The following is a 26,983-nucleotide window of genomic DNA, read 5'->3' on the forward strand; positions in this document are numbered from 1 at the left end:
CCCCGGGGCTTGCGGGCTCACAGTCGCTTGACTCCCTTGATGCGTCCGGCGCGCGCCGCCCGGTTCCGGGCGGCCTTGACGCGGAGTCCGCCGCGCTGGTTGCCGATCCGCAGTCCGGTGCCGGCGGCGAGCCAGCCCGCCGTGGCGTCCTTGCCGCCGGAGGAGGACTCGGTGAGCGGGTCGTTCACCGTGCGTCTGGCCATCGCCATGATCAGCGGCACCGTGAACGGCGCGAGCAGCAGGTCGTAGACGGCCGCGCTGAACAGCAGGCTGCCGAGCCCCACATGGCGGGCGGCCGTGTCCCCGACGAGCGCGCCGACCCCCGCGTACAGCAGGGTCGATCCGATCGCCGCCGCGACGACCACGGCCATCGGCATCACGGCCGACTTGAGCTGGCCGTTCTCCGGCTTGACCAGTCCGGCGAGGTAGCCGATGACGCAGAGGACCAGGGCGTACCGGCCGGCCGCGTGGTCGGCCGGCGGCGCCAGGTCGGCGAGCAGCCCGGCGCCGAAGCCGATGAGGGCGCCGCTGACGTGGCCGTAGACGAAGGCCAGTCCGAGAACGACCATGAGGAGCAGATCGGGCACCGCGCCGGGCAGCTGGAGCCGGGCGAGTACGGAAACCTGGACGACGAGCGCGAGCACGACCAGGGCGATGGAGAGCAGAGTCCGGTTGACGTGCATGGGGATCAGCTCTACCTCTGTTCGTTTACCGCGTTGTCGGCGTTCGGTGTGGCGTTCCCGCTGGGGCTGGGGTCCGGGCTGCCGCTGGGGTCCGCGCTCTCGTGGATGTTCCCGACGACGTTGCCGTTGGTGTCCACGAGGTCGCCGTTGGGCGAGATGGTGACGGTGACGGTCGGGGTGGGCTTCGGCTTGGCGGGCTTGGCCGGCTTCTTCGGCAGGACCGCGTCGCGGGGGTCCTCGCGCGGAGCCTGGACGACGATGCCGACGATGTCGAGCTTGGTGAAACCGACGTACGGACGGACGTAGACCGTACGGGTCAGGTCGCCGCCGGACGGGTCGACCCGGACGACCTCGCCGACGGGCACGCCGGGCACGAACGGCTTGTCCTTGCTGGACCCGAACGTGACGAGCCGGTCGCCCTTCTTGACCTTCGCCTTGCCGTTCAGGAACTGGACGGCCATCGGGCGCGAGCCCTGGCCGGTGGCGAAGCCGAGTTCGTCGGTGGACTCCATCCGGGTGCCGACGGTGAAGTCGGGGTCGTTGGCGAGGAGCACCGTCGCGGTGTCCGGGCCGACGGTGGTGACCCGGCCGACGAGTCCGTCGCCGTTGAGGACGGTCATGTCGCGCTTGAGACCGTCCTTGGAGCCGGCGTCGATGGTGACCGTCCAGGAGAAGCCCTGGGCCGCTCCTATGGCGATGACCTCCGCCGCCTTGATGCCGTACTGTCCGGCGCCCGACTTCTTGAGCATCTTGTCGAGCTCGCGGACCCTGCTGCGGTTCTGGTCGTCGCTGCCGAGCTTGGCCTTCAGCGCGGCGTTCTGCTGCTCCAGTGCGGCGATCTTGTCGTGCCGGGCGCCGGAGGCGCGCACCGCCCCTATGGCATTGCCCACCGGGTCGACCGCTGAGGCGACCCCGTTCTCGACCGGTCCGAAGACCGTGGAGGCGGCCTGCCGGGCGCCGTCCACCGGCGACGCCTCGCCACCGCGGATGTCCACCGTGATCAGTGCGAACGCGATGACGATCAGCAGCACCAGGAGCAGCCGGCTCTCTCGTGTGTCCCTCACGTGCGGCGGCCGTGCCTTCCTCGTAGGAATGTTCGTGCCTGTATATCAACGATCCTCCGCGCGGAGCGGCAGCGTCCGCGCGGAGGGCCGGTTGAGTTTCTACCGTCGGGGCTGGGCGTCCAGCACCTGCTGGAGCGCCTCGAACTCCTCGACGCACTTGCCGGATCCGAGCGCGACGGAGTCCAGCGGGTCTTCCGCGATGTGGATCGGCATGCCCGTCTCGTGCCGGAGCCGCTCGTCGAGGCCGCGCAGCAGCGCGCCGCCGCCGGTGAGGACGATGCCCCGGTCCATGACGTCGCCGGAGAGCTCCGGGGGGCACTTGTCGAGCGTCGTCTTGACCGCGTCGACGATCGCGTTGACCGGCTCCTCGATGGCCTTGCGGACCTCGGTCGCGGAGATGACCACGGTCTTGGGCAGACCCGAGACGAGGTCGCGGCCGCGGATCTCGGTGTGCTCGTCCTTCTCCAGCTCGAACGCCGAACCGATCGTGATCTTGATCTGTTCCGCGGTGCGCTCACCGAGGAGGAGCGAGTACTCCTTCTTGATGTGCTGGATGATCGCGTTGTCCAGCTCGTCACCGGCGACCCGGATCGACTGGGCGGTGACGATCCCGCCGAGCGAGATGACCGCGACCTCCGTGGTGCCGCCACCGATGTCGACGACCATGTTGCCGGTGGCCTCGTGGACCGGCAGGCCGGAGCCGATGGCCGCCGCCATGGGCTCCTCGATGATGTGCACCTGGCGGGCGCCGGCCTGCGTCGACGCCTCGATGACGGCGCGTCGCTCGACCCCTGTGATGCCGGAGGGCACACAGACGACGACCCGCGGGCGGGCCAGGTAGCGGCGCTTGTGGATCTTCAGGATGAAGTAGCGGAGCATCCGCTCCGTGATCTCGAAGTCGGCGATCACGCCGTCCTTCAGTGGCCGTACGGCAACGATGTTGCCCGGTGTACGGCCGATCATCTTCTTGGCCTCGGCGCCGACCGCCAGGATGCCGCCGGTGTTGGTGTTGATGGCCACGACGGACGGCTCGTTCAGAACGATGCCGCGCCCCCTGACGTACACCAGCGTGTTGGCAGTCCCGAGGTCGATAGCCATGTCACGGCCGATGAACGACATTGAGTTCCCCTTGTTCCCCATGAGGATGCGTCGGGCCTTCCCAAGTGAAAGCGGTGATGGCTTGTTTTGGTAGGCGAGATGAGCGCTGCGGGCGTGGAAGCTTCCATCGTAGTGCCGGATACACCGACACAGCGCGAGGGTCCTTCGCCTTGTTGAGCAGAACGGGTGGCCGTCCCACTCATGGTGACGTTACGTCGGAGGGATGCGTTCCCGCGATCCCTGACCCTATGCCGAAGGGCGACCGAATTACTTCGGTCGCCCCAGGTCATGAGCGCTGTTTGGCGGAGCGAAGGTCAGGAAAGTCCCGGAAAGAACAGCTTCATTTCTCGCTCTGCGGACTCCTCGGAGTCCGAGGCGTGGATGAGGTTCTCCCGGGTGATCGTGCCGAAGTCGCCACGGATCGAGCCGGGCGCGGCGGCGATCGGGTCGGTCGGACCGGCCAGCGCGCGGACGCCCTCGATCACCCGCTCGCCTTCGGCCACCAGAGCGACGATGGGGCCGGACTGCATGAACTCGACGAGCGGCTCGTAGAACGGGCGGCCGACGTGCTCGGCGTAGTGCTGCTCCAGCGTGGCCCGGTCGAGGGTTCGCAGCTCCAGCGCGGTGATCTTCCAGCCGGCCTTGCGCTCGATGCGGCCGACGATCTCGCCGACCAGACCGCGACGGACGGCGTCGGGCTTCAGAAGAACGAGGGTGCGCTGGGTCATGTGCGGCTCCTTGCGAAATACGGGTCAGGCATACGGGTCAGGCATACGGGTGCGGTGAAGCGAGATTACAGGGGCGCCGTGAACGCCCCTCCGCCGGGTTTGACCGCGAGGGGACAAGCTCCCCGCTCAGGTGCCGGCCGGGGCCTGCGCCGCCTCCTGCGCGGCCCACCGGGCCTTCACCTCGTCGATCTTGCGGCCGTAGTGCACCGAGGCCCACCACAGGCCGCCGAAGACCACTCCGAGGATGAACATCATCGGCACCACGAAGCCGCTGGCGACCAGCGCGATCTGGAGCGCCCAGCCGAGCTGCACACCACCGGGACGGGTGATCATCCCGCAGAGCAGCACGGAGAGCAGCATGCCGATACCGCAGACCGTCCACACCGTCGCGGACGACAGGTCGTCGGACTTCATCGCGACGAGTCCGGCGAAGCCGATCACGAAGAACTCACCGAGCAGCGTCGATGCACAGAGCGTACGCACGTGGGTCAGTGCCTTCCCAGAAGCAGCCGGGCCTCGCCGACCGTGATCACGGATCCGGTCACCAGCACCCCGGCGCCGGCGTACTCGTCCTCTTCCTCGGCGAGGGTGATCGCCGCCTCCAGCGCGTCGTCGAGGCGGGGTTCGACCTGGACCCGCTCGTTGCCGAAGACCTCGACGGCGACCGCGGCCAGCTCGTCGGCGTCCATCGCGCGGCCGCTGGAGTTCTGGGTGATGACGACCTCGGCGAAGATCGGCTCGAAGGCCTCCAGGAGCCCCCGGACGTCCTTGTCGCCGCTGGCCCCGACCACCCCGATCAGCCGGGAGAAGCCGAACGCCTCGGAGATCCCCGCCGCGGCCGCGAGGGCGCCGGCCGGGTTGTGGGCGGCGTCCAGGATGACGGTCGGGCTGGAGCGCACGACCTCCAGACGGCCGGGCGAGATCACCGCGGCGAAGGCCTTGCGGACGATGTCGGCGTCGAGCGAGCCGGGCTGCTCCGCGCCGATCCCGAAGAACGCCTCGACGGCGCAGAGCGCCACCACGGCGTTGTGCGCCTGGTGGGCGCCGTACAGCGGAAGGAAGATGTTGTCGTACTCACCGCCCAGGCCGCGCAGCGTCAGCAGCTGCCCGCCGACCGCGACCTCCCGGGAGACGACGCCGAACTCCATGCCCTCGCGGGCCACCGTGGCGTCGGCCGCGACGGCCTTCTTCAGCATCACCTGGGCGGCGTCGACCGGCTGCTGGGCCAGGATGACCGTCGCGCCCTGCTTGATGATCCCGGCCTTCTCCACCGCGATCTCGCCGGGCGTGGAGCCCAGCCGGTCGGTGTGGTCCAGGGAGATCGGGGTGACGACCGCGACCGTGGAGTCGATCACGTTGGTCGCGTCCCAGCTGCCGCCCATGCCGACCTCGACGACGGCGACATCGACCGGCGCGTCGGCGAACGCCGCGTACGCCATGCCGGTGAGCACCTCGAAGAAGGAGAGCCGGTAGGGCTGCTGGGCGTCGACCATCTCGACGTACGGCTTGATGTCCTGGTACGTCTCGACGAACCGCTCTGCGTCCATCGGGGCGCCGTCCAGGCTGATCCGCTCGGTGATCGACTGGACGTGCGGCGAGGTGTAGCGCCCGGTGCGCAGCTCGAAGGCGCCGAGCAGGCCCTCGATCATGCGGGCGGTGCTCGTCTTGCCGTTGGTACCGGTGATGTGGATGGAGGGGTACGCGCGCTGCGGGTCACCGAGGATGTCCATCAGCGCGGCGATGCGCGCCACGGACGGCTCCAGCTTGGTCTCGCCCCAGCGCCCGGCGAGCTCCTGCTCCACCGCGCGCAGCGCCTTGTCCACCTCCGGGTCGGTGGGGCGGGCGGGGACCTCGTCGCCCTGCGGCGGACCGGAGGCGGCGCGCAGCGTGCGGCTCCCGGCCTCGATCACCGCCAGGTCGGGGTCGCGCTGGGTCTCTTCGTCGACGATCTCCGCGAAGGTGTCGTCGGGATCGGACGCGTCGTGCCGGTCTGAAGGGCGGGGCTCACTCACAGGACCAGTCTACGGATGGGCACCGACATCGCGCGCAGCGCCCGGCGGCGCGGGTACGGCCATCGCGCGCAGCACCCCGCGGCGCGGGTACGGCGGAGCCCCCGCGCTCCCGGGCGGGCCGGGTACGCGGGGGCTCCGTACGCAGGACGTCAGCCGGTGGGCAGGGTCGCGAGCTGGCTGCTGATCCGCTCGATGTCGGCCTCGGCCTTGGTGAGCCGGCCGCGGATCTTGTCGACCACGTTGTCCGGGGCCTTGGCCAGGAACGCCTCGTTGCCGAGCTTCCCGGTGGCCTGCGCCTTCTCCTTCCGGGCCGCCTCCAGATCCTTCGTCAGCCGCTTGCGCTCGGCCTCGACGTCGATCGTGCCGGACAGGTCGAGCGCGACGGTGGCGCCCGCGACGGGCAGCGACGCGGTGGCCTGGAAGTCGTCCCCGGCGAGCTGGAGGCGCAGCAGCTGCCGGATGGCCGCCTCGTGCGCGGCGAGCGGGGTGCCGGTCAGGTTCAGCTCGGCCGGGACCTTCTGGCCGGGCTGGAGCCCCTGGTCGGAGCGGAACCGGCGGACCTCGGTGACGACCTGCTGGACGAGCTCGATCTCCTTCTCCGCGGCGTCGTCCCGGAAGCCGCTGTCGCCCGGCCAGTCGGCGATGACGACCGACTCACGGCCGGTGAGCGCGGTCCAGAGCGTCTCCGTGACGAACGGGACGACCGGGTGCAGCAGGCGCAGCATCACATCGAGGACCTCGCCCAGGACCCGGCCCGAGACCTCGGCCGCCCGGCCGCCGCCGAAGAACGTGGTCTTGGACAGCTCGACGTACCAGTCGAAGACCTCGTCCCAGGCGAAGTGCCGGAGCGCCTCGCTGAGCTTGGAGAACTGGAAGTCGTCGTAGTACGCGTCGACTTCCGCGACGGTCTTGTTGAGGCGGGACAGGATCCAGCGGTCGGTCACCGACATCTCGGCGGCGTCCGGCAGCTCGCCCTCGATGGTCGCGCCGTTCATCAGGGCGAAGCGGGTGGCGTTCCAGATCTTGTTGGAGAACTTGGCGGAACCCTGGACCCACTCCTCACCGATCGGGACGTCGGTGCCGGGGTTGGCGCCGCGCGCCAGGGTGAAACGGAGCGCGTCGGAGCCGTACTTGTCCATCCAGTCCAGCGGGTTGACCACGTTGCCGAAGGACTTCGACATCTTCTTGCCGTGCTCGTCGCGGACCATGCCGTGCAGCACGATCGTCCCGAACGGCGGGACGCCGTCGTTGACGTACAGGCCGAACATCATCATCCGGGCGACCCAGAAGAAGAGGATGTCGTAGCCGGTGACCAGGACGGAGTTCGGGTAGAACTTCGCGAGGCTGTCGGTCTGTTCGGGCCAGCCGAGCGTGGAGAAGGGCCACAGGCCGGAGGAGAACCAAGTGTCCAGGACGTCGCTGTCCTGCGTCCAGCCCTCGCCCGTCGGGGCCTCGTCGTCCGGTCCGACGCAGACGACCTCGCCGTTCGGGCCGTACCAGACGGGGATGCGGTGGCCCCACCAGAGCTGGCGGGAAATCGTCCAGTCGTGGAGGTTGTCGACCCAGTCGAAGTACCGCTTCTCCATCTCCTGCGGGTGGATCTTGACCTTGCCGTCGCGGACGGCGTCGCCGGCCGCCTTGGCGAGCGGCTCGACCTTGACCCACCACTGGAGGGACAGCCTCGGCTCGATGGTCGTCTTGCAGCGCGAGCAGTGTCCGACGGAGTGGACGTACGGCCGCTTCTCGGCCACGATCCGGCCCTCGGCGCGCAGGGCGGCGACGATCGCGGAGCGGGCCTCCAGCCGGTCCAGGCCCTGGAAGGGGCCGGGGACGGTGATGACGGCGCGCTCGTCCAGGACGGTGAGGAAGGGCAGGTCGTGGCGCTTGCCGATCTCGAAGTCGTTCGGGTCGTGTGCCGGGGTCACCTTGACGGCGCCGGTGCCGAACTCCGGGTCGACGTGGTGGTCGGCGACGACCGGGATGGTGCGGTCGGTCAGCGGCAGCTTGATCTGCCTGCCGACCAGGTGCTTGTAGCGCTCGTCGTCGGGGTGGACGGCGACGGCGGTGTCCCCGAGCATCGTCTCGGCGCGGGTGGTGGCGACGACGATGGTCTCGTCGCCCTCGCCGTACTTCATGGAGACGAGCTCGCCGTCGTCCTCCTGGTACTCGACCTCGATGTCCGAGATCGCAGTGAGACAGCGCGGGCACCAGTTGATGATGCGCTCGGCTCGGTAGATCAGCCCGTCGTCGTACATCCGCTTGAAGACGGTCTGGACGGCCTTGGACAGGCCCTCGTCCATGGTGAACCGCTCACGGGACCAGGCGACACCCTCGCCCAGGCGGCGCATCTGGCCGGAGATCTGGCCACCGGACTCGTTCTTCCACTTCCAGACGCGCTCGACGAACGCCTCACGGCCCAGGTCGTGGCGGGACTTGCCCTCCTTGGCGAGCTCGCGCTCGACGACGTTCTGGGTGGCGATGCCCGCGTGGTCCATACCCGGCTGGTAGAGCGCCTCGAAGCCCTGCATCCGCTTGCGCCGGACCAGCGCGTCGATCAGCGTGTGTTCGAAGGCGTGGCCCAGGTGCAGGGAGCCGGTGACGTTGGGCGGCGGGATGACGATGGAGTACGGCGGCTTCTCGCTGTGCTCGTCGGCCTCGAAGTAGCCGCGCTCCACCCAGCGCTCGTACAGCTTCCCCTCTACCTCGGCCGGCGCGTACTGGGTCGGCAGTTCGGGGTGGCTGGCTGGCTGCTGCGCTGCGTTCTCGGTCACGCGACACAGTTTAGGGCCGTCACAGTCATGCGCCGAAACCGGTTTGTTCGGTAACGGTGTGCCTCCCGGTGCCCCACGTACGTGGGACGTCCGTCAGGATGTTCGGAACGCATAAGAACGCATGAGCTTCACGAACAGGGGAATCCGCAGATGAGCTTCAACCAGCCGGGCCCGTACGACGGACAGCAGCCCCAGGGCCAGCCCGGACCGTACGGCCAGCAGCCTGGCCCCTACGGCGGCCCGCCGCCGCAGGGCCAGCCGCAGGGGCAGCCCGGTTACGGGTACCCGCAGCAGGCCCCCCAGGGCGTCCCGCCGCAGCAGCAGCCCCCGCAGCCGGGCTACGGCTACCCGCAGGCCCAGCAGCCCGGCCCGTACGGCCAGCAGCCCCCCACTCCCCCGTACGGCGGCCAGCCGGTCTACGGCCAGCAGCCCGGCTTCCCCCCGGCCCAGCCGCCGAAGAAGAAGACCGGCCTGATCATCGGCGGCGTGATCGTGGCGCTCGCGGTCATCGGCGGCGGCGTGTACTTCCTGACGTCGGGCGGCGGCGCGAGCAACAGCGACGTGGCGGACTCCACGAAGGGGTACAAGCTGACGCCGGCGGCGACGCTGGACGATTACAAGAAGGCCGAGACCGGCAGCGGCACCGACGGCCCGCTGAGCGGCGCAGAGAAGACGAAGATCGAGGCCAACGGGATCAAGAATCCCGCTCAGGCCTCTGCCGCCTACCAGGGCGGGTCCGAGAAGGACATGAGCCTGAAGTACATCTCCTTCCAAGGCTACTGGGGTGAGGTGAGCGACCCGGCCGCGGTGATCAACAAGTCCTTCGACGAGGCCAAGGTCAACATGACCAAGGGCGACAGCAAGTCCAAGGGCGAACTGGTCGGTTCGCCCAAGGACGTCACCCCGTCCGGATTCAAGGGCGCGCTGATGCGGTGCCAGAACCTCAAGATGGACAACCCCGAGGGCGACGGAAGCGTCGACAAGGGCCCCAAGTCCATTGAGATGCCGATCTGTATCTGGGCCGACTACAGCACGGTCGGCATCGTGTCGGGTCTCGACATGGGGCTGGCCATGACCAACAAGCCGATGTCCCAGGACGACGTGGCCACGCTCACCGCCAAGCTCTACAACACCTCCCGCACCAAGGTCTGATCCCGCATACTTCGAAGGGGCACCCGGCGACCGGGTGCCCCTTCGAAGTATGCGGTGCTCGCTTCCGCTATGCGGGATCCTCGTGGCGGGAAACGTTGTTCTCGCCGATCGTGTACACCCCTCGGGGAATTGCGAAAATGAGATTCCACCACAACCAGCAGATGATTGCCCGGCCCGCTTCCCTTGGCGCAAGGAAAGAGAGCTGGATTCGAAATAAGTCAGCAACGTTGCATCGACCATACCGCCAGGTTTCTCTATTCCGGCACACCCGGCCGAAGTCGAAGCGTGGACACGCACATACTTGCACCCTCGCCTCCCACACCGCGACATAGGCAGCAACCAGGCAGACGCTCAACTTTCAGTGTCACACGTTCCCAACTGTTAATACGAGTAACAGGCATCGTGAGCGTAAGTAGTCTTTACACCCAGAGCTATCAACTGCTGCTGACACAACGCCCTCTTAGTTATGGCCGCAGGATTGAACCCGGTAGCCGCACTCGCGTTGGAGCAAGCCGCCTTGGATTTAGCCCCAACAACGTAACCATTGTTACGCAAGGATATTTCACATCGCTGCGGACTCGCGCTCGCCACCCCAGCAGTCACCACAGGGAGAGCGAAGCCTGCCGCAGCCACACTGAGCGCTATAGCCACGCAACGAGCATTGAGAAAATTCACTGGGGTCACCACAGATTTCTACACCAAAAGGAACAAGGAAATCCTGCGTGAGCAGATAACCATACGAACATTCTCGCGTCTACCTCTCTACGACCGCCTTGGCTCAAACTCGATCTCAGGTAGATGCTCTGGCGCAAAATGTGTCCGCACTACAAGCCGCTCAACGCGAAGGGGCGCCCAGCCAGTTAAAACCGACTGGGCGCCCCTTCGCGTACGTCTCTACGCCACCGCTACGCCGACTTCTCGTGCCGCCCGTCGTCGCCCTTGCCGATCGTCCGCGGCTCGCGCGGGACCAGGGTCGGGTTGACGTTGTTGCGGACCACGTCGGCCGTGATGACGACCCGGGCGACGTCCTTGCGGGACGGCACCTCGTACATCACCGACTGGAGGACCTCCTCCATGATCGCGCGCAGACCGCGTGCGCCGGTCTGGCGCAGGATCGCCTGGTCCGCGATGGCCTCCAGCGCCTCGCGCTCGAAGTCCAGCTCCACGCCGTCGAGTTCGAACAGCCGCTGGTACTGCTTCACCAGGGCGTTGCGCGGCTCGATGAGGATCTGGAGCAGGGCCTCGCGGTCCAGGTTGTGGACCGAGGTCAGGACCGGGAGGCGGCCGATGAACTCGGGGATCATCCCGAACTTCACCAGGTCCTCCGGCATGACCTCCTGGAACTGGTCGCTCGCCTGGATCTCCAGCTTGGAGCGGATCGTGGCGCCGAAGCCGATGCCCTTGGCGCCGGCCCTGGACTCGATGATCTTCTCCAGGCCGGAGAACGCGCCGCCCACGATGAACAGCACGTTCGTCGTGTCGATCTGGATGAACTCCTGGTGCGGGTGCTTCCGGCCGCCCTGCGGCGGTACGGAGGCGGTGGTGCCCTCCAGGATCTTCAGCAGGGCCTGCTGGACGCCCTCGCCGGAGACATCGCGGGTGATCGACGGGTTCTCGCTCTTGCGGGCGACCTTGTCGATCTCGTCGATGTAGATGATCCCGGTCTCGGCCTTCTTGACGTCGTAGTCGGCCGCCTGGATCAGCTTGAGCAGGATGTTCTCGACGTCCTCACCGACATAGCCGGCCTCCGTCAGCGCCGTCGCGTCCGCGATGGCGAACGGGACGTTGAGCATCCGGGCCAGTGTCTGCGCGAGGAGGGTCTTGCCCGAGCCCGTGGGGCCCAGCAGCAGGATGTTGGACTTGGCGAGCTCGATCGCGTCGTCGCGGCTCGCCCCGCCGCCGTTCTCGCCCGCCTGGACCCGCTTGTAGTGGTTGTACACAGCGACCGAGAGAGCCTTCTTCGCGGGCTCCTGGCCTACGACGTACCCCTCAAGGAACTCGTAGATCTCGCGCGGCTTGGGAAGTTCCTCCCACCGCACCTCGGAGGTCTCCGCGAGCTCCTCCTCGATGATCTCGTTGCAGAGATCAATGCACTCGTCGCAGATGTACACACCGGGTCCCGCGATGAGCTTCTTCACCTGCTTCTGGCTCTTTCCGCAGAACGAGCACTTGAGCAGGTCGCCGCCATCACCGATGCGTGCCACGAGGTGCTTCCCCTTCGCCTGGGAGACGCCTGGTTCAGCGCCTCCTGGTGCCTCTATCCGACGGTACCTTGCCTGGGCCCCCGTTCGGGCCCCCCTTGGCACGGTTCACACGGCCGGGGCCGGGTGACCCTGCCGTACCAAGGGGTAAAGGCCGACGTCAGGCGGCCGCTCCGGCCGCGCTCTTACGGGTCGCGACGATCTGGTCGACCAGGCCGTAGGCCAGGGCGTCCTCGGCGGTCAGGATCTTGTCCCGCTCGATGTCGTCGCGGATCTTCTCGATCGGCGTGGTGGAGTGCTTGGCCAGCAGCTCCTCCAGCTGGGTCCGCATCCGCAGGATCTCGTTGGCCGCGATCTCCAGGTCGGAGAGCTGCTCACGGCCGGTCTGCGAGGACGGCTGGTGGATCAGGATACGCGCGTTCGGCAGCGCCAGGCGCTTGCCCGGGGTACCGGCGGCGAGCAGCACGGCCGCGGCGGAGGCCGCCTGGCCCATGCAGACCGTCTGGATGTCCGGCTTCACGAACTGCATCGTGTCGTAGATCGCGGTGAGCGCGGTGAACGAGCCGCCGGGGCTGTTGATGTAGATCGAGATGTCCCGGTCGGGGTCCATCGACTCCAGGCACAGCAGCTGCGCCATGACGTCGTTGGCGGAGGCGTCGTCGATCTGCACCCCGAGGAAGATCACGCGCTCCTCGAAGAGCTTCGCGTACGGGTCGTACTCACGCACGCCCTGCGAGGTGCGCTCCACGAAGCGCGGGACGATGTAGCGGTTGTCCACCTGCGGGCCGGTGTAGAGGCCGCTCGCGGAGGCGCCGGAGAAGTTGTTCATGTGGGTGTTCACCATCCTGGTGGCGTTCTGTGGGCTGGGTGTCTCGGCGTACGAGAGATGCGGTGCGGTGGCGCGATCCGGGGAACCGGATCAGGCGCCGGTGCCGCCGCCGCCCGGAACGCCCGACGCGATCGTGATGATCTCGTCGATGAGGCCGTAGTCCTTGGCCTCCTCCGCGGTGTACCAGCGGTCGCGGTCGCCGTCGCGGATGATCGTCTCCACCGTCTGGCCGGAGTGGCGGGCGGTGATCTCCGCCATCCGCTGCTTGGTGCGCAGCAGGTACTGGGCCTGGATCTTGATGTCCGAGGCCGTACCGCCGATGCCGGCCGAACCCTGGTGCATGAGGATGTCGGTGTTCGGGAGCGCGAAGCGCTTGCCGGCGGTGCCGCCGGTGAGCAGGAACTGGCCCATCGAGGCCGCCATGCCCATACCGATGGTGACCACGTCGTTGGGGATGTACTGCATGGTGTCGTACACCGCCATGCCGGCCGTCACCGAACCACCGGGGCTGTTGATGTAGAGGTAGATGTCCTTGTCCGGGTCCGCGGCAAGGAGGAGCAGCTGTGCGGTGATCTTGTTGGCGATGTCATCGTCGACCTGCTGACCGAGGAAGATGATGCGCTCGCCGAGCAGTCGGCTGTAGACCTGGTCACCGAGGCCTCCACCGAGGGACGGCTCTCCGGCGGCGTAGGGCATCAGATTCGTCACGTATCCACCTGCTCGTCTCTGACGGCTCCGGCCGTCTCAGCGTCTTCGTACCGGGTGGGCCGGGACTCCCCGACCCTTCCTATTCATGGACCCTAACGCGCAGGTGGGACAACGCCATCCCGCTTCCGCAACTGTTCGCTGGGAGCGCAAGGTCCGCAGTCCGCACACGGGTTGTGGGGAACGTCCACCGGTACGCAGACGGGCTCCGGACGCGATTGCGTCCGGAGCCCGTCTGCGGGTTCAGCGCGAGGCTCAGGCCTCGGTCTTCTCCTCGGCCGGGGCGTCGGCGGTGCCCTCGGCGGCCTCGACCGCCTCGTTGGCCTCCTCCGCCACGTCCTCGTCGTCCTCAAGGTCCACGGGCTCACCGTTGGTGTCGACGACCTTGGCGGCCTCGACGACCACGGCCAGCGCCTTGCCCCGGGCGACCTCGCCGACGAGCATCGGCACCTGGCCACCCTCGACGACGGCCTGGGCGAACTGGTCGGGGCTCATGCCGGAGGACTGCGCGCGCCGCATGAGGTGCTCGGTGAGCTCCTCCTGGTTCACGTTCAGCTTCTCCTTGTTGACGAGCTCGTCAAGGATGAACTGGGTCTTGATGCCCTTGACGGCCTGCTCGGACGTCTCGGCCTCGAACTCCTCAAGGGTCTTGCCCTGGATCTCCAGGTACTTCTCCAGGTCGAGACCCATCTGGCCGAGCTGGTGGTGCTCCAGGTTGTGCTTGCGGGTCTGGACCTCGTCCGCGAGCAGCTTCTCGGGGATCGGGACCTCGGCGAGCTTCAGGAGCTCCTCCAGGACCCGCTCCTGGGCCTGGGTGGCCTGGTCGTACTGCTTGGTGCTCTCCAGCCGCTTGCGGCTGTCGGCCTTGAGCTCGTCGAGCGTGTCGAACTCGCTCGCCATCTGAGCGAACTCGTCGTCCAGCTCGGGAAGCTCACGGGCGGCGACCGCGGTGACCTTGACGGTGACCTCGGCCTCCTTGCCCTCGGCGGAGCCGCCCTTCAGCTCGGAGGTGAAGGTGGCCTCGCCACCCGCCTCCAGGCCGGTCACGGCGTCGTCGATGCCTTCGAGGAGTTCACCGGAACCGATGGTGTACGAGACACCCTCGGCCACGCCGTCCTCCAGGACCTCGCCCTCGACCTTGGCGGTCAGGTCGATGGTCACGACGTCGCCGTCGGCAGCGGCGCGCTCGACGGGGCTGGTCGAGGCGAAGCGCTCACGGAGCTGCTCCACGGCCTTCTCGATGTCCTCGTCGCTGACCTCAAGGGCGTCGACGGTGACCTCGATGCCGGAGTAGTCCGGAATCTCGATCTCGGGGCGTACGTCAACCTCGGCGGTGAAGGCCAGCAGTTCGCCGTCCTTCAGCTCCGTGATGTCGACCTCCGGCTGGCCGAGGACGTTGAGCTCTCCCTCGTTGACGGCCTCGGTGTAGAACTTCGGAAGGGCGTCGTTGACGGCCTCCTCCAGCACAGCACCACGGCCGAACCGCTGGTCGATGACCCGGTTGGGGATCTTGCCCTTGCGGAACCCCTTCACCGTGACCTGCTGGTTGATCTTCTTGTACGCCGCGTCGAGGCTGTCCTTGAGCTCCTCGAAGGGCACCTCAATGCTGAGCCGAACCCGGGTCGGGTTCAGGGTCTCCACGGCGCTCTTCACGGTTCGGTCTCCTTGTGGCTGACTTCTTGGGGTTCTGCTCCACCGCACACGAGGCGGCTTCGCGGACCGAGCCCGGTACATCAGACACACGGGCACGCATTTTGCATAGTAACGGCAAGGTGGAGAACTCCCACAATGCGATCTTGCCGGTGGTCGGGGTGGCCGGATTCGAACCGACGACCTTCCGCTCCCAAAGCGGACGCGCTACCAAGCTGCGCCACACCCCGTCGGTGCGACACGTAGGGTACATGGAGACCGGCAGTGCATCGGCCGCTTTTCCGGAGGCGTCGCCCGACGCGACACCGGGTGCGGGATCGGGTGTGCGGGCAGCGTCCGCGACCCGCTACGATGCTTCTCGTGCCGCGGTCCCGGTGACCTGCGGTGCGGTGCATGCGGGCGTAGCTCAATGGTAGAGCCCTAGTCTTCCAAACTAGCTACGCGGGTTCGATTCCCGTCGCCCGCTCCATGGCTCGGGCCCGGCCCGGCGTCATCCTCTCGGATGGCTGCCGGACCGGGCCCTTCGCGTTACCCCTGTGCGTTCCCCGCGCGCGTCCCGGGCCGGGGTGCGGCCCGGGACGCGCGTCCGGGGTCAGAAGCTGATCTGGTTGATGCTCTGCGCTATCGAGTCCATGAACTTCTGGATCGACGGCGCCATGCCGGTCGATGCCAGGAAGAAGCCGAAGAGCACCGCGACGACCGCGGGTCCGGCCTTGATGGAGCCGCCTCGGATCAGGACCACCAGGATGATCGCCAAAAGAAGCACCACAGACAGTGAAATGGCCACGACTGATCACACCCTCGGTCGGTCCGCCTTGCCGGCCCGGAAGCGTGCGGCCGCGCACACCTCCGTTGTCGTCCATCGTGCCACCAACTCCCCTGTGGTCGCTGCCGCCTGACGAGACGACCAGTCGGTATCGCGCCATCTTGCGCCGGTTGCGGACCGGTTCACAGCATCCGGGTACGGCCGCCGGCCCAGCAGCCCCATGGCAGGGGCGGACGGCGCCCGCCGTAATGATCCGATGAACGGAAATGATCTGCGACGGTGATCGTTTCCTTATCCACACACTTCATCCACATGCAATTCCCGACATCGAATGCGACGTAATTCACCACCCCCAACTGCCTGCCGATATGCACCATTTAAGGAGGATTAACCAACCCATAACGGGCAAAAAACAGGGGTTTGTCTTTTGGTCAACTGGGCACACGCGATATCCGATGGCAGTTTTACGAAATGCAATCGAGACGTCTAGGGTGTTTGAGATGTTCCACGCTCCGAACGTATTCCAGAGGGCCCCGCTCCCCCCGGCGACCCGGGAGTCGGAGCCCAGACGCCGAGCGCCGGGCCAGGCTCCGGACGCACCCTCGGCGGTGGCCGTGGCGGAACGGCCCGCGCAGGCCCCGCCCGCGAAGAAGCGTGACGCCTACTTCGACAACGCCAAGTACCTCGCCATCGTGCTGGTCGCGGTGGCGCACTCATGGGTGCCGGTCATGGAAGGCAGCCGGGCGGCCCGCGCGGCGTACATGGTCACGTACACCTTCCACATGCCGGCCTTCATCATCATCTCCGGCTACTTCTCACGTTCGTTCAGCCTGACCCCCGCCAAGGTGAAGCGCCTGGTGACGGGGGTCGCCGTGCCGTACATCGTGTTCGAGACGGCGTACTCGCTGTTCCGCCGGTACGCGAGCGGCTCGTCCGACGGGGCGATCAGCCTGCTGGAGCCCTGGTACCTCACCTGGTTCCTGGCCGCGCTGTTCATCTGGCGGCTCACCACGCCGATCTGGCAGAACCTGCGCCACCCGCTGGCGGTGTCGCTCGTGATCGCGGTCCTCGCCTCGCTCGCCCCCAGCATCGGCGACGACCTCGACCTGCCGCGCGTCCTGCAGTTCCTGCCGTTCTTCGTGCTCGGGCTCCAGCTCAAGCCCGAGCACTTCCGGCTGATCAAGCGCCGCGAGGTGCGGCTGCTGGCGCTGCCGCTGTTCGCCGGTGCGGCGGTCTTCGCCTACTGGGCGGCGCCCCGGATGCAGCTGGGCTGGTTCCTGCGCGACTCCAGCGCCCAGGAGATGGACGCACCGTGGTGGTCCGGCGCGGTGATGACCCTCGCCCTGTTCGGCTGCGCGACGCTGCTCACCGTCGGGTTCCTGGCGTGGGTGCCGCGTCGCCACATGTGGTTCACGGTGCTGGGTGCCGGCACGATCTGCGGCTATCTGCTGCACGGGTTCCTGGTGAAGGGCGCCGACTACTCGGGCCTCTTCGACCACAACGACTGGCTGATCTCGCCCACCGGTCTGGTGCTCGTCACCGTGGCCGCCTCGGTCGGGGTGACGCTGCTGTGCACGCCTCCGGTGCGACGGGTCATGCGCTGTGTGACCGAACCGGACATGAACTGGGCGTTCCGGCGGGACGCCGCCAAGATCTGAGAAAGACTTCCGCGAAGCCCGGCCCGGACCATGGGCCGGGCTTCGCCGTGTTGGCTCAATCCCGACGTTCGGCGGGTGATTCCGGGGCGGTGAGTCCGAGCAGGCTCCGCACCTGCGCATACTTCGCGGCCAGCCGGGTACGGGTCGCCGGCTCCAGGACCGCGAGGCGGGCCGGGTCCGCGTTGTGCGCGAGGTCGGACTCCTTGACCAGCAGGGCGCCCGGGGTCTCCAGGATGCGGCGGGTGTACGCCGTCAGCTCCTCGCCCTCCCGCTTGCTGACGGCCAGGACCATGTCCTTGACCTGCCGCGGCAGCGCGGCGTCCGCCAGCCAGCGCTCGGACAGCGCGTCGTCCTCGACCGCGTCGTGCAGCCAGGCGGCGGCGATCTGCTCGTCGCTGCCGCCCCTGGCCCGTACGCCCTCCGCGACGGCCGCGAGGTGTTCGGCGTACGGGCGTCCCGCCTTGTCCCGCTGGCCCTCGTGGGCCGCACGGGCGATGCGCTCGACTTCGGCCAGGGTCAGGTGTGCGCGGGGTGCCGTCATGGCCCGACCCTACGGCCGGGCCGCGGCCCGGCCCAGGGCGGCGCGGGCCGGCACCAGTGCGGCGGCGAGGCCGAGGCCCACCGTGGCGGCCAGGAACGATCCGTACAAGGCGGGCGGGACGTACGGGGATTCGCCGGTCAGGCCCCGCATCATCGGGATGAGCGTGGCCAGCGCGATGGCCGTGCCGAGCGCGGCCCCGGCCACGGTGACCAGCAGGGCCTCCCAGCGGATCATGCCCATGACCTGGCGGCGGGTGGAGCCGACGAGCCGGAGCATGGTCAGCTCCCTGCGGCGGTCCAGGACGGTCATCACCAGCGTGTTGACCGCCGCGACGGCGGCGAACCCGCCGAGGACCGCGGCCATCACGGTGTTGGCCCAGGCGTTCAGCTCGCGGTCCCGGCTCCGCGCGGTGGCGTAGCCGGAGGGGTCGGTGACGGTACCGAGCGCGGCGAGCCGTTCCGCGCCCGCCGGGGTCGCCCGTACGAGTACGTCGGAGGCGTACGGCGAGGTGACGTGGGTCCGCAGATCGGCGGAGGGGAGGGTGACGAGGGCGGTGCCCAGGCCCCTTCCGTAGACCGCGACGATCTTCGGCGACGCCTTGGTGCCGTCCGGCAGGCGCAGCGCGAGGCGGTCGCCGGTGTGCAGCTTCGCCGAGCCGGCGAGCGTGGTGTCGATGGCGACGGTGCCGGGGGCCAGGGCGTCGAGCGATCCGGTGCGGACATCGAGGTCCTGGACGGCGGCGAGTTCGCGGCCGGAGCCGATGACCCCCTGCGCCGGGGCGTTCTCCAGCCAGGTGTCCCCGCCCGATCCGGCGGGGACCAGCACGGAGGTGCGGAGCAGTCCGACCGCGGTGGAGACACCGGGGGTCGCGGCGGCGCGCTCGGTGGCGTCGGAGGCGAGGCCGGCCGGCGCGGAGACGATGCGGTCCGCGGTGACGGCGTCGCGCTGCTGGTGCCCGGTCGCCCGGTCCTCGCTGGTGTGCATGAAGACGAGCGTCGAGGAGAAGGCCATGGCGAGCACGATCGGAGTGATCGCGGAGGCCATCCGCCGTGAGTTGGCGCGGGAGTTGGCCGCGGCCAACGAGGCGGAGGGGCCGCCCGCCCGCAGCGGGAGGCCGAGGACCGAGGCGCAGATCCGGGCGATCAGCGGGCCGAGCAGGCCGACCGCGAGCATGAAGAGCATGACGACACCGAGTGCGGCGTTGGCCGCGTCCTCACCGGTCTGCGAGGCGGCGACGCCCGCGAAGACGCCGCCACCGGCCAGCGCGGCGACCCCCAGGGGCGTGCGGATCCAGCCGAACGGCGGGCGTTCCACGGCGGACTGGGCGAGCGCGAGGCCCGGCTTCGTCTTCGACGGGCGGCGCGCGGCGGCGTAACCGGCGCCCAGCGCGGTGAGCATCGTGGCGGCGACGGCGATCGTCAGCGGCAGCCAGGAGATCCGCAGCCCGACGTCGTCCGGGACGGCGCCCTTCGCTTTGAGCTGCCCGAACCACCAGGCGGCCAGGGCGATTCCGGGCAGGCAGCCGAGCGCACCGGCGAGCGGTGCGACGAGCAGGGATTCGGTGGCGATGCTGCGGCGCAGCTGGCGCGGGGTGGCCCCGATCGCACGCAGCAGGGCGAATTCGCGGCTGCGCTGGCCGACGGAGAGGGCGACGGTACCGGCGGCGGTGAAGACGGCGACCATGGTGGCGACGCCGCCGAAGGAGCCGCCGAGCCCGGTGAGGAGCTCCCTGGCGTCCGCGAGGCCCGGGTCCTCGACCGCGCCCCGGTCGTCGCCGGTGCTGACCCTGATTCCCGAGGTGTGGCCGAGGGCGTCGGAGACCTGGCGGGCGAGGGCGGCCGGGTCGGCGCCGTCGGCGGCGAGTACGGCGATGGCGTCGACCCGGCCGGGGTGGCCGGAGAGCGCCACGGCCTCGCGGTCCGTGAACCAGACGGTGGCGTCGGCGTCGGTGGTGCCGGAGACCCGGAACTCCTTCGGGCCCGCCGGGGTGTCCAGCGTGACGCGGTCACCGGTCCGGGCCCCGCCGTGGCCGGCCGGGACGACGACCTCGCCGGTGCGCGGCGCGTCGCCGGACGCGAGCCGGGTGCCGGTGAGCGCGGCGGATCCCCAGCCGTGCGCGGTGAGGGGCGCGGAGCCCTGGTCGAGCGGGGAGCCGGCACGGTCGTCGGGCCTGGAGCCGGCACCGTCGGCCCGGGAGGTGGCGCCGTCGACCGTGGATTCGGCAGCCTCGATCGCGGAGCCCAGGTGCACCGGGTAGCCGACGTCACCGATCGCGGCCGTGGCGCCGGGGGCGGAGGCCGCCTTTGCGATCAGGGCGTCGGACAGCCGGGCGGTGTCCGGCAGCGCACTGGACTCCTCGTGCCGGTCGTCCCCGCTGCCGACGGTCAGCCGGGCCTGCTGGTCCGCGGCGACGATCACCGGCGCCCGCGCGTAGCGGTCGGGCGGTACGGACGCGCGCAGGCCGGTCTCCAGCAGGATGCCGCAGGCGGAGACGATGGCCGCGGCCAGCAGGAGGGCGACGAACGTGCCCGCGAACGAGGCGGGTTTGAAGCGTACGGCCGCGCGGGCAAGGCCGTTCGGGACGAACATCAGGCGGCGGCCCTTGCGTAGTCGGGGGCGGTCAGTGCGGTCATCCGCGCGGCGATCCGGTCGGCGCCCGAGCGGGGCAGCCGGTCCGCGATCTCGCCGTCCGCGAGGAAGAGCACGTGGTCCGCGTAGGCGGCGGCCGCCGGGTCGTGGGTGACCATCACGACGGTCGCGCCGAGGGTGTCGACCGCGTGCCGCAGCAGCTGGAGGATCTCGGCGGCGGTGGTGGTGTCGAGGGCGCCGGTCGGCTCGTCGGCGAAGATCACGTCGGGCCGGGTGACCAGGGCGCGGGCGACGGCGACGCGCTGCTGCTGGCCGCCGGAGAGCTGGCCGGGGCGCCGGTTGCCCTTGTCGCCGAGGCCGACCCGGGCGAGCATCTCGGCGGCCTCCCGGCGGCTGCGGGCGGAGCCGGTGCGCTGCCCGGCCAGGCGCATGGGCAGGACGACGTTCTGCTCGACCGTGAGGGACGGGAGCAGGTTGAACGCCTGGAAGACGAAGCCGAGCCGGCTGCGGCGCAGTTCGGTGAGCTTGTTCTCGCTCATGCCGGTGATCTCCGTGCCGCCGAGGCTGACCGATCCCGCGGTGGGGCGGTCGAGCCCGGCCGCGCACTGGAGGAACGTCGACTTGCCGGAGCCGGAGGGGCCCATCACCGCGGTGAAGCTGCCCCTCGGCAGGGCGAGGTCGATGCCGCGCAGGGCGTGGACGGCCGATCCGCCCCGGCCGTACTGCCTGCGGACACCGCGCAGTTCGACGGCCGGGTCCGCGGGGACGGGCCCCGCGTAGCCGTGCGCCGTACGGGTCTCACGTGCTGCCCGCACGCTCTCCTGCGCTCCCCGCCTGGTGCGCCGAAGCCCCATGGTGTCCGCCTTCCGTAGCCATCCGTGATCGGTACCTCGAACGTACGGATCCGTACGGGCCGGGGCCATGACGGCGGCTGGCGGATCGGGGGTGGGGAAAACCCCAGGAAGGCCCTCGGGAGACCCGGCCGGGAGGCACCTGGCGAGGTCCGTCCGAGGCCCACGCGGACGCCCGTCCAAAGGCCCGGTCGGGGTGGTGATACTTGCAACGTCAATCGTTCGGTAAACTAATTACTGACGATTCCTTGACGTTCTCTTGACCAAGCGAAGGACTGGGCTCATCGGACACGCAGACACGCTCATCGCCATGGGCGGCGCCTTCCTCGCCGCCGCCGTTCTCGCCCGTGTCGGCAGCCGCATCGGGCTGCCGACCATCCCCCTGTTCATCCTGGCCGGGATCCTGCTCGGCCCGCACACCCCCGGCATCGTCCTGGTCGCGGACCCGCACGATCTGGAGATGCTCTCCGCGCTCGGCCTGGTGCTGCTGCTCTTCTACCTCGGCCTGGAGTTCCACCTCGACGACCTCAAGGCGGGCGGGCGCCGGATGGCGCTCGCCGGCGGCGCCTATCTCGCCCTGAACGTCGGCGCCGGGCTCGGCTTCGGCTTCGCGCTGGGCTGGGGCACGTCGGAGGCGCTGGTGCTGGCCGGGGTGCTCGGCATCTCGTCCTCTGCCATCGTCACCAAGGTCCTGGTCGACCTGGGCCGGATCGGCAATCCGGAGACCAAGCCGATCCTCGGCATCATCGTCGTCGAGGACGTGTTCCTCGCGCTGTACCTGGCCGCCCTCCAGCCCATCCTCTCGGGCGCCGACAGCCTCGCGGCGGCGGCGGTCGACGGCGGAAAGGCCTTCGGCTTCCTGCTGGCGCTGGCGCTGGCCGCCCGGTTCGGCACCAGGCTCATCAGCAAGCTGATCAACACCAAGGACGACGAACTCCTCGTCATCTCCTTCCTCGGCGCGGCGGTCCTGGTGGCCGGCATCTCGGAGTGGTTCGGGGTCGCGGACGCCATCGGCGCCTTCATGGTGGGCCTGATGCTCGGCAGCACGTCCTCCGGCGAGCGCATCCTCAAACTGGTCCACCCGCTGCGGGACGCCTTCGGCGCGATCTTCTTCTTCGCCTTCGGCCTCTCCATCAACCCCGGTGACCTGCCGGTCGTGCTGTGGGCGGTGCTGGCCGCCGTCGCGGTGACCCTCGCCATGAACGTCCTCGCGGGGATCGCCACCGCCAAGCTGTACGGGTTCGGCCCGCAGGCCACGGCGAACATCTCCACCACCCTGGTGGCGCGCGGTGAGTTCGCGCTGATCCTCGCCACGATGGCGGCGGGCGCCGGGCTCGACGAGCGGCTCGCGCCGTTCATCGCCGGATACGTGCTCGTCCTCGCGGTCCTGGCCCCGCTGGTGGCCGGACGGTCGCACTGGCTGGCCAGAATCCTGCCGGGCGGGCGCGATACCGCGCTCACCCCGATCCGGTGACGAGCCGGAAGCCGTTGACGTACGCCCGGTTAGGGATGGTTGCGTACGGTTCAGGATTTGCGTGACAGCAGGAGCAGTGCCCGGTCGTCGTTGACGTCCTTGGCACACGCCTCGATGAGGTGCCAGGCAGCACCCTCGAAGCCCGTCGAGACATAGCGGTCGGCCTCGCCGGTCAGCCGGTCGATGCCCTCCGCCATGTCCCGTTCGGACGTCTCCACCAGTCCGTCGGTGAACAGCATCAGTACGTCCCCCGGGGCCAGCGAGCCCTTCACCGCGTCGAACTGCGCCCCGTCGTACACCCCGAGCAGGGGCCCCTCCGCGGCCATCTCCTCCCACCGGCCGCTGCCGGCGTGCAGCTGGAGGGCGGGGGGATGGCCGGCCGAGAGGAGTTCGTAGTCGCCGGATTCGAGGTCCAGGACCAGATGGATCGAGGTCGCGAAGCCCTCGTCCCAGTCCTGGCGCAGCAGATAGCCGTTGGCCGCGGGCAGGAAGCCGTGCGGCGGCAGCGATCCGAGGAGTCCGCCGAACGCGCCGGACAGCAGCAGGGCGCGGGAGCCCGCGTCCATGCCCTTGCCGGAGACGTCGGTGAGTACCGCCTCCAGGGTGCGGCCGCCGTTGGTCCGGGCCGCGACGACGAAGTCACCGGAGAAGGACTGCCCGCCCGCCGGGCGCAGCGACATCTCCCGGTGCCAGCCCTGCGGGAGCCGGGGCAGCGCGCTCTGCACCCGGATGCGTTCGCGCAGGTCGAAGAGCATCGTGCCGCCGCGCCGCCACGGCACGCCGACCCTGGCCCTGAACTGGGCGAGCACCAGCCCGAAGAAGCCGCAGGCCGCGACCGTCAGCACGGTTCCCGGGGTGACCCCGACCGTGCCGTCCGTGAACGGGCCGAGCCGCACCGACTCGACGATCAGGGCAGCGGCGGCGGCCGCGTACAGGCCGAGCAGGCTGGCGGGCCGCAGCACCAGTCCGCCCGCGACGATCGGCAGGACGAGCGCGGCCGGTGAACACCACACCGGGTTCAGCAGGGTGCCGCAGGTGATGGCCGGGACGCTCAGCAACAGAGCGGCCAGGGCGATCCAGTCGGAGCCGTCGCCCCGGAAGTAGTCGACGCCGGATCTGCGCAGCGTGCTGCGCACCCGGTGCGCCGATTTCCGCAATCGGGCCGGGTACGTCTCTGCTCCTGCGCGTCGGGCCATTGCGGGGACTTTATCCACCCGACGGCCTCCGGTGCAGGGGGACCCCTGTGACAATGCGTTCGAAATCGGGTCGCCTGTCCGCAGCGCCCCTGGTAGGCATGCCATATGACTACAGAGCTCCGCGTATTGCGGCCGTCCGAATGGAACGAATGGTTCGAGTGCCTGGAGCTCGCCTTCGGAGGGGTCGCCGAACCGCCCGAGCAGCGCGAGCTGGAGGAGTCGCTGACCGAGCACGAGCGCTCGCTCGGGGTCTGGGACGGCCCCGATGCCGTCGCCACCTCGGGGGCGTTCAGCTTCCGGCTGGCCGTTCCGGGCGGCGCGCTGGTGCCGGCTGCGGGCGTGACGATGGTCAGCGTCGCGGCCACCCACCGCAGGCGCGGACTGCTGACCTCGATGATGCGCCGGCAGCTCGACGACGTGCGGGCACTGGGTGAGCCGCTCGCCGTGCTCACGGCGTCGGAGCCGGCGATCTACGGGCGGTACGGGTACGGGGCGGCGAGCCGCCAGATGTCCCTGGCGATCGACACGGACCGGGTGCGGCTGAACGTCCCCGAGGGCACGGACGGGGTCCGGCTGCGGCACGCGAAGAAGGACGAGGCGGTCGCGGCCTGCGAGAGCGTGTACGCGCGCCTGGTGGCGGGCCGCCCCGGCACCCCGGCCCACGGTCCGGGCTGGGAGCGCAAGTCGCTCGTCGATCCGGTGAGTTCGCGGGAGGGCGGCTCGGCGTTGCAGTGCGTGCTGGCCGAGCGGGACGGCGAGGTGGTGGGTTACACCACGTACCGCATCAAGCCGGACTGGGATACGGCCGGGCCCAAGGGCCGGGTCGTCGTGAGCGACCTGGCGGCGCTGGATCCGGCGGGGTACGCGGCGCTGTGGCGGTTCCTCTTCGGGATCGACCTGACGTCGACCGTCGAGGCACGGAACCGGCCGGTGGACGACGCGGTGCTGCACCTGGTTTCTGACGTGCGGCGGTGCGGGATCCAGATCCGGGACTCGCTCCATGTGCGCCTTGTGGACGTGGGCGCGGCGCTGGAGGCCCGGAGCTACCGGTCGCCGGTGGACGTGGTGTTCGAGGTCGAGGACGCGTTCTGCCCCTGGAACGCGGGGCGTTGGCGGCTGACGGCCGATACGAAGGGCGGCGCGTCGTGCGAGCGCACGGAGGAGGCGGCGGATCTGGTGCTCTCGGTACGGGAGTTGGGCACGGCGTACCTGGGCGGCGAGTCGCTGGGCGCGTTGGCCCTGGCCGGGCGGGTGCGGGAGGTGCGGGCGGGGGCGTTGGCGGAGGCGTCGTCGGCGTTCCTGTCCGACGTGGCGCCGTGGCTGCCCCGGGGGTTCTAACCTGCCGGGTGCGTCCGGCGCCCCGCTCTGTCCTCAATCGCCGGACGGGCTTGATGGTGCGGCGCGCGTGTTGCGGCTGGGCGCCCCGGCTGCCGCGCAGCGCCCTCCGGGCGCCTTGTCCTCAATCGCCGGACGGGCTTGGTGTGGCCGGACGAGCGTGAAAATCAAGCCCGCCCGGCGCTTGAGGGCAAATCGAGCCCGTCCGGCGATTGAGGACAGAACAAGCCCGTCCGGCGCTTGAGGACAGCCGGGCGGGCCGGCGGGCCGGGCTCAGTGGGACTGGCAGGTCGGGCACCAGAAGAGGTTCCGGGCCGACAGCTCCGCCGCCCGGATCTCCGTGCCGCAGACGTGGCAGGACTGGCGCGCCCGCCGGTAGACGTACACCTCGCCGCCGTGGTCGTCCACCCGAGGCGCGCGGCCCATCGCCTCCGGCAGGTGCTCGGGGCGGACCGTGTCGATGCGGTTGTTGCGCACGCCCTCGCGCATCAGCTCGCCCAGGTCCGTCCAGATCGCGTCCCACTCGCGGCGGCTGAGGTCCCGGCCCGCCCGGTACGGGTCGATGCCGTGCCGGAACAGCACCTCCGCGCGGTACACGTTGCCGACGCCCGCGATGACCTTCTGGTCCATCAGCAGGGCGGCCACGGTGATCCGGCTCCGGGAGATCCGCAGCCAGGCGCGCTCGCCGTCCTCGTCGGAGCGCAGCGGGTCGGGGCCGAGCCGGCCGTGTATCGACTGCTTCTCGGCGTCGGTGATCAGCGCACACGTGGTGGGGCCACGCAGGTCCGCGTGGTGCTCGTCGTTCAGGAGACGGAGCCGGACCGTGTCCGTGGGCGGCGGGGCCGGCGCCGTACCGAATCCGAGCTTGCCGAACAGGCCGAGGTGGATGTGGACCCAGCCGGTCCCCTCGAAGCCGAGGAAGAGGTGCTTGCCGTGCGCGTCCGCGCCTTCGAGCACCCGGCCGTCGAGCAGCGCGGCGCTGTCGGAGAACTTGCCCTGCGGGCTGCTCACCCGCACCGGCCGGCCGGCGAACCTCTCCCGGTGGTCGTCCGCGAGGCGGTGGATCGTGTGGCCCTCGGGCACGGCGGCGGCGCTCCTGGGTGAGGCGGTGGTGCGGACACGGCTGTGCCGCCGGGGGCTCCGGCGGCACAGCGGGAGGCGGTGCGGCGGTCAGCCCTGCTGCGGGTGGTGGGCCGGGACCGGGGGGAGCTCGCCGGTGTTCTCGTACGCCGTGAGCATCGCGATGCGGCGGCTGTGCCGCTCCTCGCCGGAGTACGGAGTGGTGAGGAAGGTCTCGACGAACTTCACGCACTCCTCCTCCGTGTGCATCCGGCCGCCGATGGAGATCACGTTGGCGTCGTTGTGCTCGCGGCCCAGCGCGGCGGTCTGCTCGCTCCAGGCGAGTGCGGCGCGGACGCCCTTGACCTTGTTCGCGGCCATCTGCTCGCCGTTGCCGGAGCCGCCGATGACGATCCCGAGGCTGTCGGGGTCGGCGGCCGTCTTCTCGGCGGCACGCAGGCAGAACGGCGGATAGTCGTCCTGGGCGTCGTAGATGTGGGGACCGCAGTCGACGGCCTCGTGGCCCTGGGCCTTGAGCCACTCGACGAGGTGGTTCTTGAGTTCGTAACCGGCATGGTCGGATCCGAGGTACACGCGCATGGGAGGAGTGTGGCACGAGCT

General features: G+C 69.6%; 22 protein-coding genes and 2 tRNA genes. 5 read left to right on the plus strand and 19 right to left on the minus strand.

The features are described from left to right. Window positions 1-17: 17 nt before the first annotated feature. From mreD to ACZ601_RS07825, 7 genes are all read right to left on the minus strand, one after another. The gene (gene mreD / locus ACZ601_RS07795) at window positions 18-683 is read right to left on the minus strand and encodes a rod shape-determining protein MreD (RefSeq protein WP_440573998.1); all 666 of its coding nucleotides are present in this window, start codon (window positions 681-683) and stop codon (window positions 18-20) included. 11 nt (window positions 684-694) lie between these two features. Then, window positions 695-1,747, minus strand: a complete 1,053-nt coding sequence (gene mreC, locus ACZ601_RS07800) for a rod shape-determining protein MreC (protein WP_440573999.1) — start codon at window positions 1,745-1,747, stop codon at window positions 695-697. Window positions 1,748-1,846: 99 nt separating this feature from the next. Next, window positions 1,847-2,866 (minus strand): rod shape-determining protein, encoded by a 1,020-nt coding sequence (locus ACZ601_RS07805; protein WP_024492993.1) that lies wholly within the window; start codon window positions 2,864-2,866, stop codon window positions 1,847-1,849. 293 nt (window positions 2,867-3,159) lie between these two features. Further along, window positions 3,160-3,573 carry a nucleoside-diphosphate kinase gene (ndk, locus tag ACZ601_RS07810; RefSeq protein ID WP_018103190.1) on the minus strand — a complete coding sequence of 138 codons (414 nt, stop codon included), beginning with the start codon at window positions 3,571-3,573 and terminating at the stop codon, window positions 3,160-3,162. A gap of 126 nt (window positions 3,574-3,699) precedes the next feature. After that, entirely contained in the window at window positions 3,700-4,056 is a 357-nt protein-coding gene (locus ACZ601_RS07815; protein ID WP_440574000.1) for a DUF4233 domain-containing protein, read from the minus strand. A 5-nt stretch (window positions 4,057-4,061) separates the two neighbouring features. After that, window positions 4,062-5,585 (minus strand): bifunctional tetrahydrofolate synthase/dihydrofolate synthase, encoded by a 1,524-nt coding sequence (folC, locus tag ACZ601_RS07820; RefSeq protein WP_440574001.1) that lies wholly within the window; start codon window positions 5,583-5,585, stop codon window positions 4,062-4,064. A gap of 149 nt (window positions 5,586-5,734) precedes the next feature. Next, complete coding sequence (locus tag ACZ601_RS07825) at window positions 5,735-8,356, minus strand: valine--tRNA ligase (protein WP_469534374.1); 2,622 nt, start codon at window positions 8,354-8,356, stop codon at window positions 5,735-5,737. Between the two features lie 150 nt (window positions 8,357-8,506). Here ACZ601_RS07825 and ACZ601_RS07830 point away from each other — a divergent pair, with 150 nt between their 5' ends. Further along, window positions 8,507-9,508 (plus strand): hypothetical protein, encoded by a 1,002-nt coding sequence (locus ACZ601_RS07830; protein ID WP_469534377.1) that lies wholly within the window; start codon window positions 8,507-8,509, stop codon window positions 9,506-9,508. A 905-nt stretch (window positions 9,509-10,413) separates the two neighbouring features. On the opposite strand, the gene clpX is transcribed toward ACZ601_RS07830, so the two are convergent. The 5 genes from clpX to ACZ601_RS07855 all read right to left on the minus strand — a co-directional run bounded on the left by clpX (window position 10,414) and on the right by ACZ601_RS07855 (window position 15,123). After that, window positions 10,414-11,712, minus strand: a complete 1,299-nt coding sequence (gene clpX / locus ACZ601_RS07835; RefSeq protein WP_440578882.1) for an ATP-dependent Clp protease ATP-binding subunit ClpX — start codon at window positions 11,710-11,712, stop codon at window positions 10,414-10,416. 157 nt (window positions 11,713-11,869) lie between these two features. Then, entirely contained in the window at window positions 11,870-12,553 is a 684-nt protein-coding gene (locus ACZ601_RS07840; protein ID WP_384136304.1) for an ATP-dependent Clp protease proteolytic subunit, read from the minus strand. Between the two features lie 75 nt (window positions 12,554-12,628). Then, entirely contained in the window at window positions 12,629-13,234 is a 606-nt protein-coding gene (locus tag ACZ601_RS07845; protein WP_164494417.1) for an ATP-dependent Clp protease proteolytic subunit, read from the minus strand. 264 nt (window positions 13,235-13,498) lie between these two features. Beyond that, window positions 13,499-14,896: a trigger factor gene (tig, locus tag ACZ601_RS07850; protein WP_440578881.1), complete on the minus strand. Its 1,398-nt coding sequence runs from the start codon at window positions 14,894-14,896 to the stop codon at window positions 13,499-13,501. Window positions 14,897-15,046: 150 nt separating this feature from the next. Then, window positions 15,047-15,123: transfer RNA gene (locus ACZ601_RS07855), tRNA-Pro, on the minus strand. Between the two features lie 165 nt (window positions 15,124-15,288). Between ACZ601_RS07855 and ACZ601_RS07860 the strand changes: the two genes are divergently transcribed. Then, window positions 15,289-15,362 (plus strand) — tRNA-Gly (locus ACZ601_RS07860). 123 nt (window positions 15,363-15,485) lie between these two features. Here ACZ601_RS07860 and ACZ601_RS07865 read toward each other — a convergent pair. Beyond that, window positions 15,486-15,680, minus strand: coding sequence for a hypothetical protein (locus tag ACZ601_RS07865; RefSeq protein WP_145763503.1), 195 nt, complete (start codon window positions 15,678-15,680; stop codon window positions 15,486-15,488). A gap of 479 nt (window positions 15,681-16,159) precedes the next feature. Here ACZ601_RS07865 and ACZ601_RS07870 point away from each other — a divergent pair, with 479 nt between their 5' ends. Continuing rightward, window positions 16,160-17,317, plus strand: coding sequence for an acyltransferase family protein (locus ACZ601_RS07870; protein WP_469534383.1), 1,158 nt, complete (start codon window positions 16,160-16,162; stop codon window positions 17,315-17,317). A 55-nt stretch (window positions 17,318-17,372) separates the two neighbouring features. Here ACZ601_RS07870 and ACZ601_RS07875 read toward each other — a convergent pair whose 3' ends face one another. Genes ACZ601_RS07875 through ACZ601_RS07885 form a run of 3 tightly spaced genes read right to left on the minus strand, consistent with a single transcriptional unit; the run spans window position 17,373 to window position 21,301 of the window. Beyond that, window positions 17,373-17,858 (minus strand): HD domain-containing protein, encoded by a 486-nt coding sequence (locus tag ACZ601_RS07875; RefSeq protein WP_469534386.1) that lies wholly within the window; start codon window positions 17,856-17,858, stop codon window positions 17,373-17,375. A gap of 9 nt (window positions 17,859-17,867) precedes the next feature. Further along, window positions 17,868-20,447, minus strand: coding sequence for an FtsX-like permease family protein (locus ACZ601_RS07880; protein ID WP_469534388.1), 2,580 nt, complete (start codon window positions 20,445-20,447; stop codon window positions 17,868-17,870). Then, window positions 20,447-21,301, minus strand: coding sequence for an ABC transporter ATP-binding protein (locus ACZ601_RS07885; protein ID WP_440577816.1), 855 nt, complete (start codon window positions 21,299-21,301; stop codon window positions 20,447-20,449). The genes ACZ601_RS07880 and ACZ601_RS07885 overlap by 1 nt, the downstream gene beginning before the upstream one ends. Window positions 21,302-21,608: 307 nt before the next feature. Here ACZ601_RS07885 and ACZ601_RS07890 point away from each other — a divergent pair, with 307 nt between their 5' ends. After that, the gene (locus tag ACZ601_RS07890) at window positions 21,609-22,772 is read left to right on the plus strand and encodes a cation:proton antiporter (protein WP_469534392.1); all 1,164 of its coding nucleotides are present in this window, start codon (window positions 21,609-21,611) and stop codon (window positions 22,770-22,772) included. A 50-nt stretch (window positions 22,773-22,822) separates the two neighbouring features. Here ACZ601_RS07890 and ACZ601_RS07895 read toward each other — a convergent pair whose 3' ends face one another. Continuing rightward, complete coding sequence (locus tag ACZ601_RS07895) at window positions 22,823-23,968, minus strand: PP2C family protein-serine/threonine phosphatase (protein ID WP_440577818.1); 1,146 nt, start codon at window positions 23,966-23,968, stop codon at window positions 22,823-22,825. Window positions 23,969-24,073: 105 nt separating this feature from the next. Here ACZ601_RS07895 and ACZ601_RS07900 point away from each other — a divergent pair, with 105 nt between their 5' ends. Continuing rightward, window positions 24,074-25,306, plus strand: a complete 1,233-nt coding sequence (locus ACZ601_RS07900; protein ID WP_469534396.1) for a GNAT family N-acetyltransferase — start codon at window positions 24,074-24,076, stop codon at window positions 25,304-25,306. 270 nt (window positions 25,307-25,576) lie between these two features. On the opposite strand, the gene ACZ601_RS07905 is transcribed toward ACZ601_RS07900, so the two are convergent. Beyond that, a complete protein-coding gene (locus ACZ601_RS07905; RefSeq protein ID WP_469534401.1) occupies window positions 25,577-26,386 on the minus strand; it encodes an Fpg/Nei family DNA glycosylase in 810 nt (269 codons plus the stop codon). Window positions 26,387-26,473: 87 nt separating this feature from the next. Then, window positions 26,474-26,962: a ribose-5-phosphate isomerase gene (locus ACZ601_RS07910; protein WP_440577072.1), complete on the minus strand. Its 489-nt coding sequence runs from the start codon at window positions 26,960-26,962 to the stop codon at window positions 26,474-26,476. Window positions 26,963-26,983: the final 21 nt, after the last annotated feature.

The sequence above is a fragment of the Streptomyces sp. NPDC104307 genome (genome assembly GCF_055584045.1).

Excerpts from the sequence above, each read along its gene's own strand:
- mreD (WP_440573998.1), bottom strand. The coding sequence starts at position 683 with ATGCACGTCAACCGGACTCTGCTCTCCATCGCCCTGGTCGTGCTCGCG.
- ACZ601_RS07805 (WP_024492993.1), bottom strand. The coding sequence starts at position 2,866 with ATGTCGTTCATCGGCCGTGACATGGCTATCGACCTCGGGACTGCCAAC.
- ndk (WP_018103190.1), bottom strand. The coding sequence starts at position 3,573 with ATGACCCAGCGCACCCTCGTTCTTCTGAAGCCCGACGCCGTCCGTCGC.
- ACZ601_RS07830 (WP_469534377.1), top strand. The coding sequence starts at position 8,507 with ATGAGCTTCAACCAGCCGGGCCCGTACGACGGACAGCAGCCCCAGGGC.
- ACZ601_RS07840 (WP_384136304.1), bottom strand. The coding sequence starts at position 12,553 with ATGGTGAACACCCACATGAACAACTTCTCCGGCGCCTCCGCGAGCGGC.
- ACZ601_RS07845 (WP_164494417.1), bottom strand. The coding sequence starts at position 13,234 with ATGCCCTACGCCGCCGGAGAGCCGTCCCTCGGTGGAGGCCTCGGTGAC.
- ACZ601_RS07870 (WP_469534383.1), top strand. The coding sequence starts at position 16,160 with ATGTTCCACGCTCCGAACGTATTCCAGAGGGCCCCGCTCCCCCCGGCG.
- ACZ601_RS07875 (WP_469534386.1), bottom strand. The coding sequence starts at position 17,858 with ATGACGGCACCCCGCGCACACCTGACCCTGGCCGAAGTCGAGCGCATC.
- ACZ601_RS07880 (WP_469534388.1), bottom strand. The coding sequence starts at position 20,447 with ATGTTCGTCCCGAACGGCCTTGCCCGCGCGGCCGTACGCTTCAAACCC.
- ACZ601_RS07885 (WP_440577816.1), bottom strand. The coding sequence starts at position 21,301 with ATGGGGCTTCGGCGCACCAGGCGGGGAGCGCAGGAGAGCGTGCGGGCA.
- ACZ601_RS07890 (WP_469534392.1), top strand. The coding sequence starts at position 21,609 with ATGGGCGGCGCCTTCCTCGCCGCCGCCGTTCTCGCCCGTGTCGGCAGC.
- ACZ601_RS07895 (WP_440577818.1), bottom strand. The coding sequence starts at position 23,968 with ATGGCCCGACGCGCAGGAGCAGAGACGTACCCGGCCCGATTGCGGAAA.
- ACZ601_RS07900 (WP_469534396.1), top strand. The coding sequence starts at position 24,074 with ATGACTACAGAGCTCCGCGTATTGCGGCCGTCCGAATGGAACGAATGG.
- ACZ601_RS07910 (WP_440577072.1), bottom strand. The coding sequence starts at position 26,962 with ATGCGCGTGTACCTCGGATCCGACCATGCCGGTTACGAACTCAAGAAC.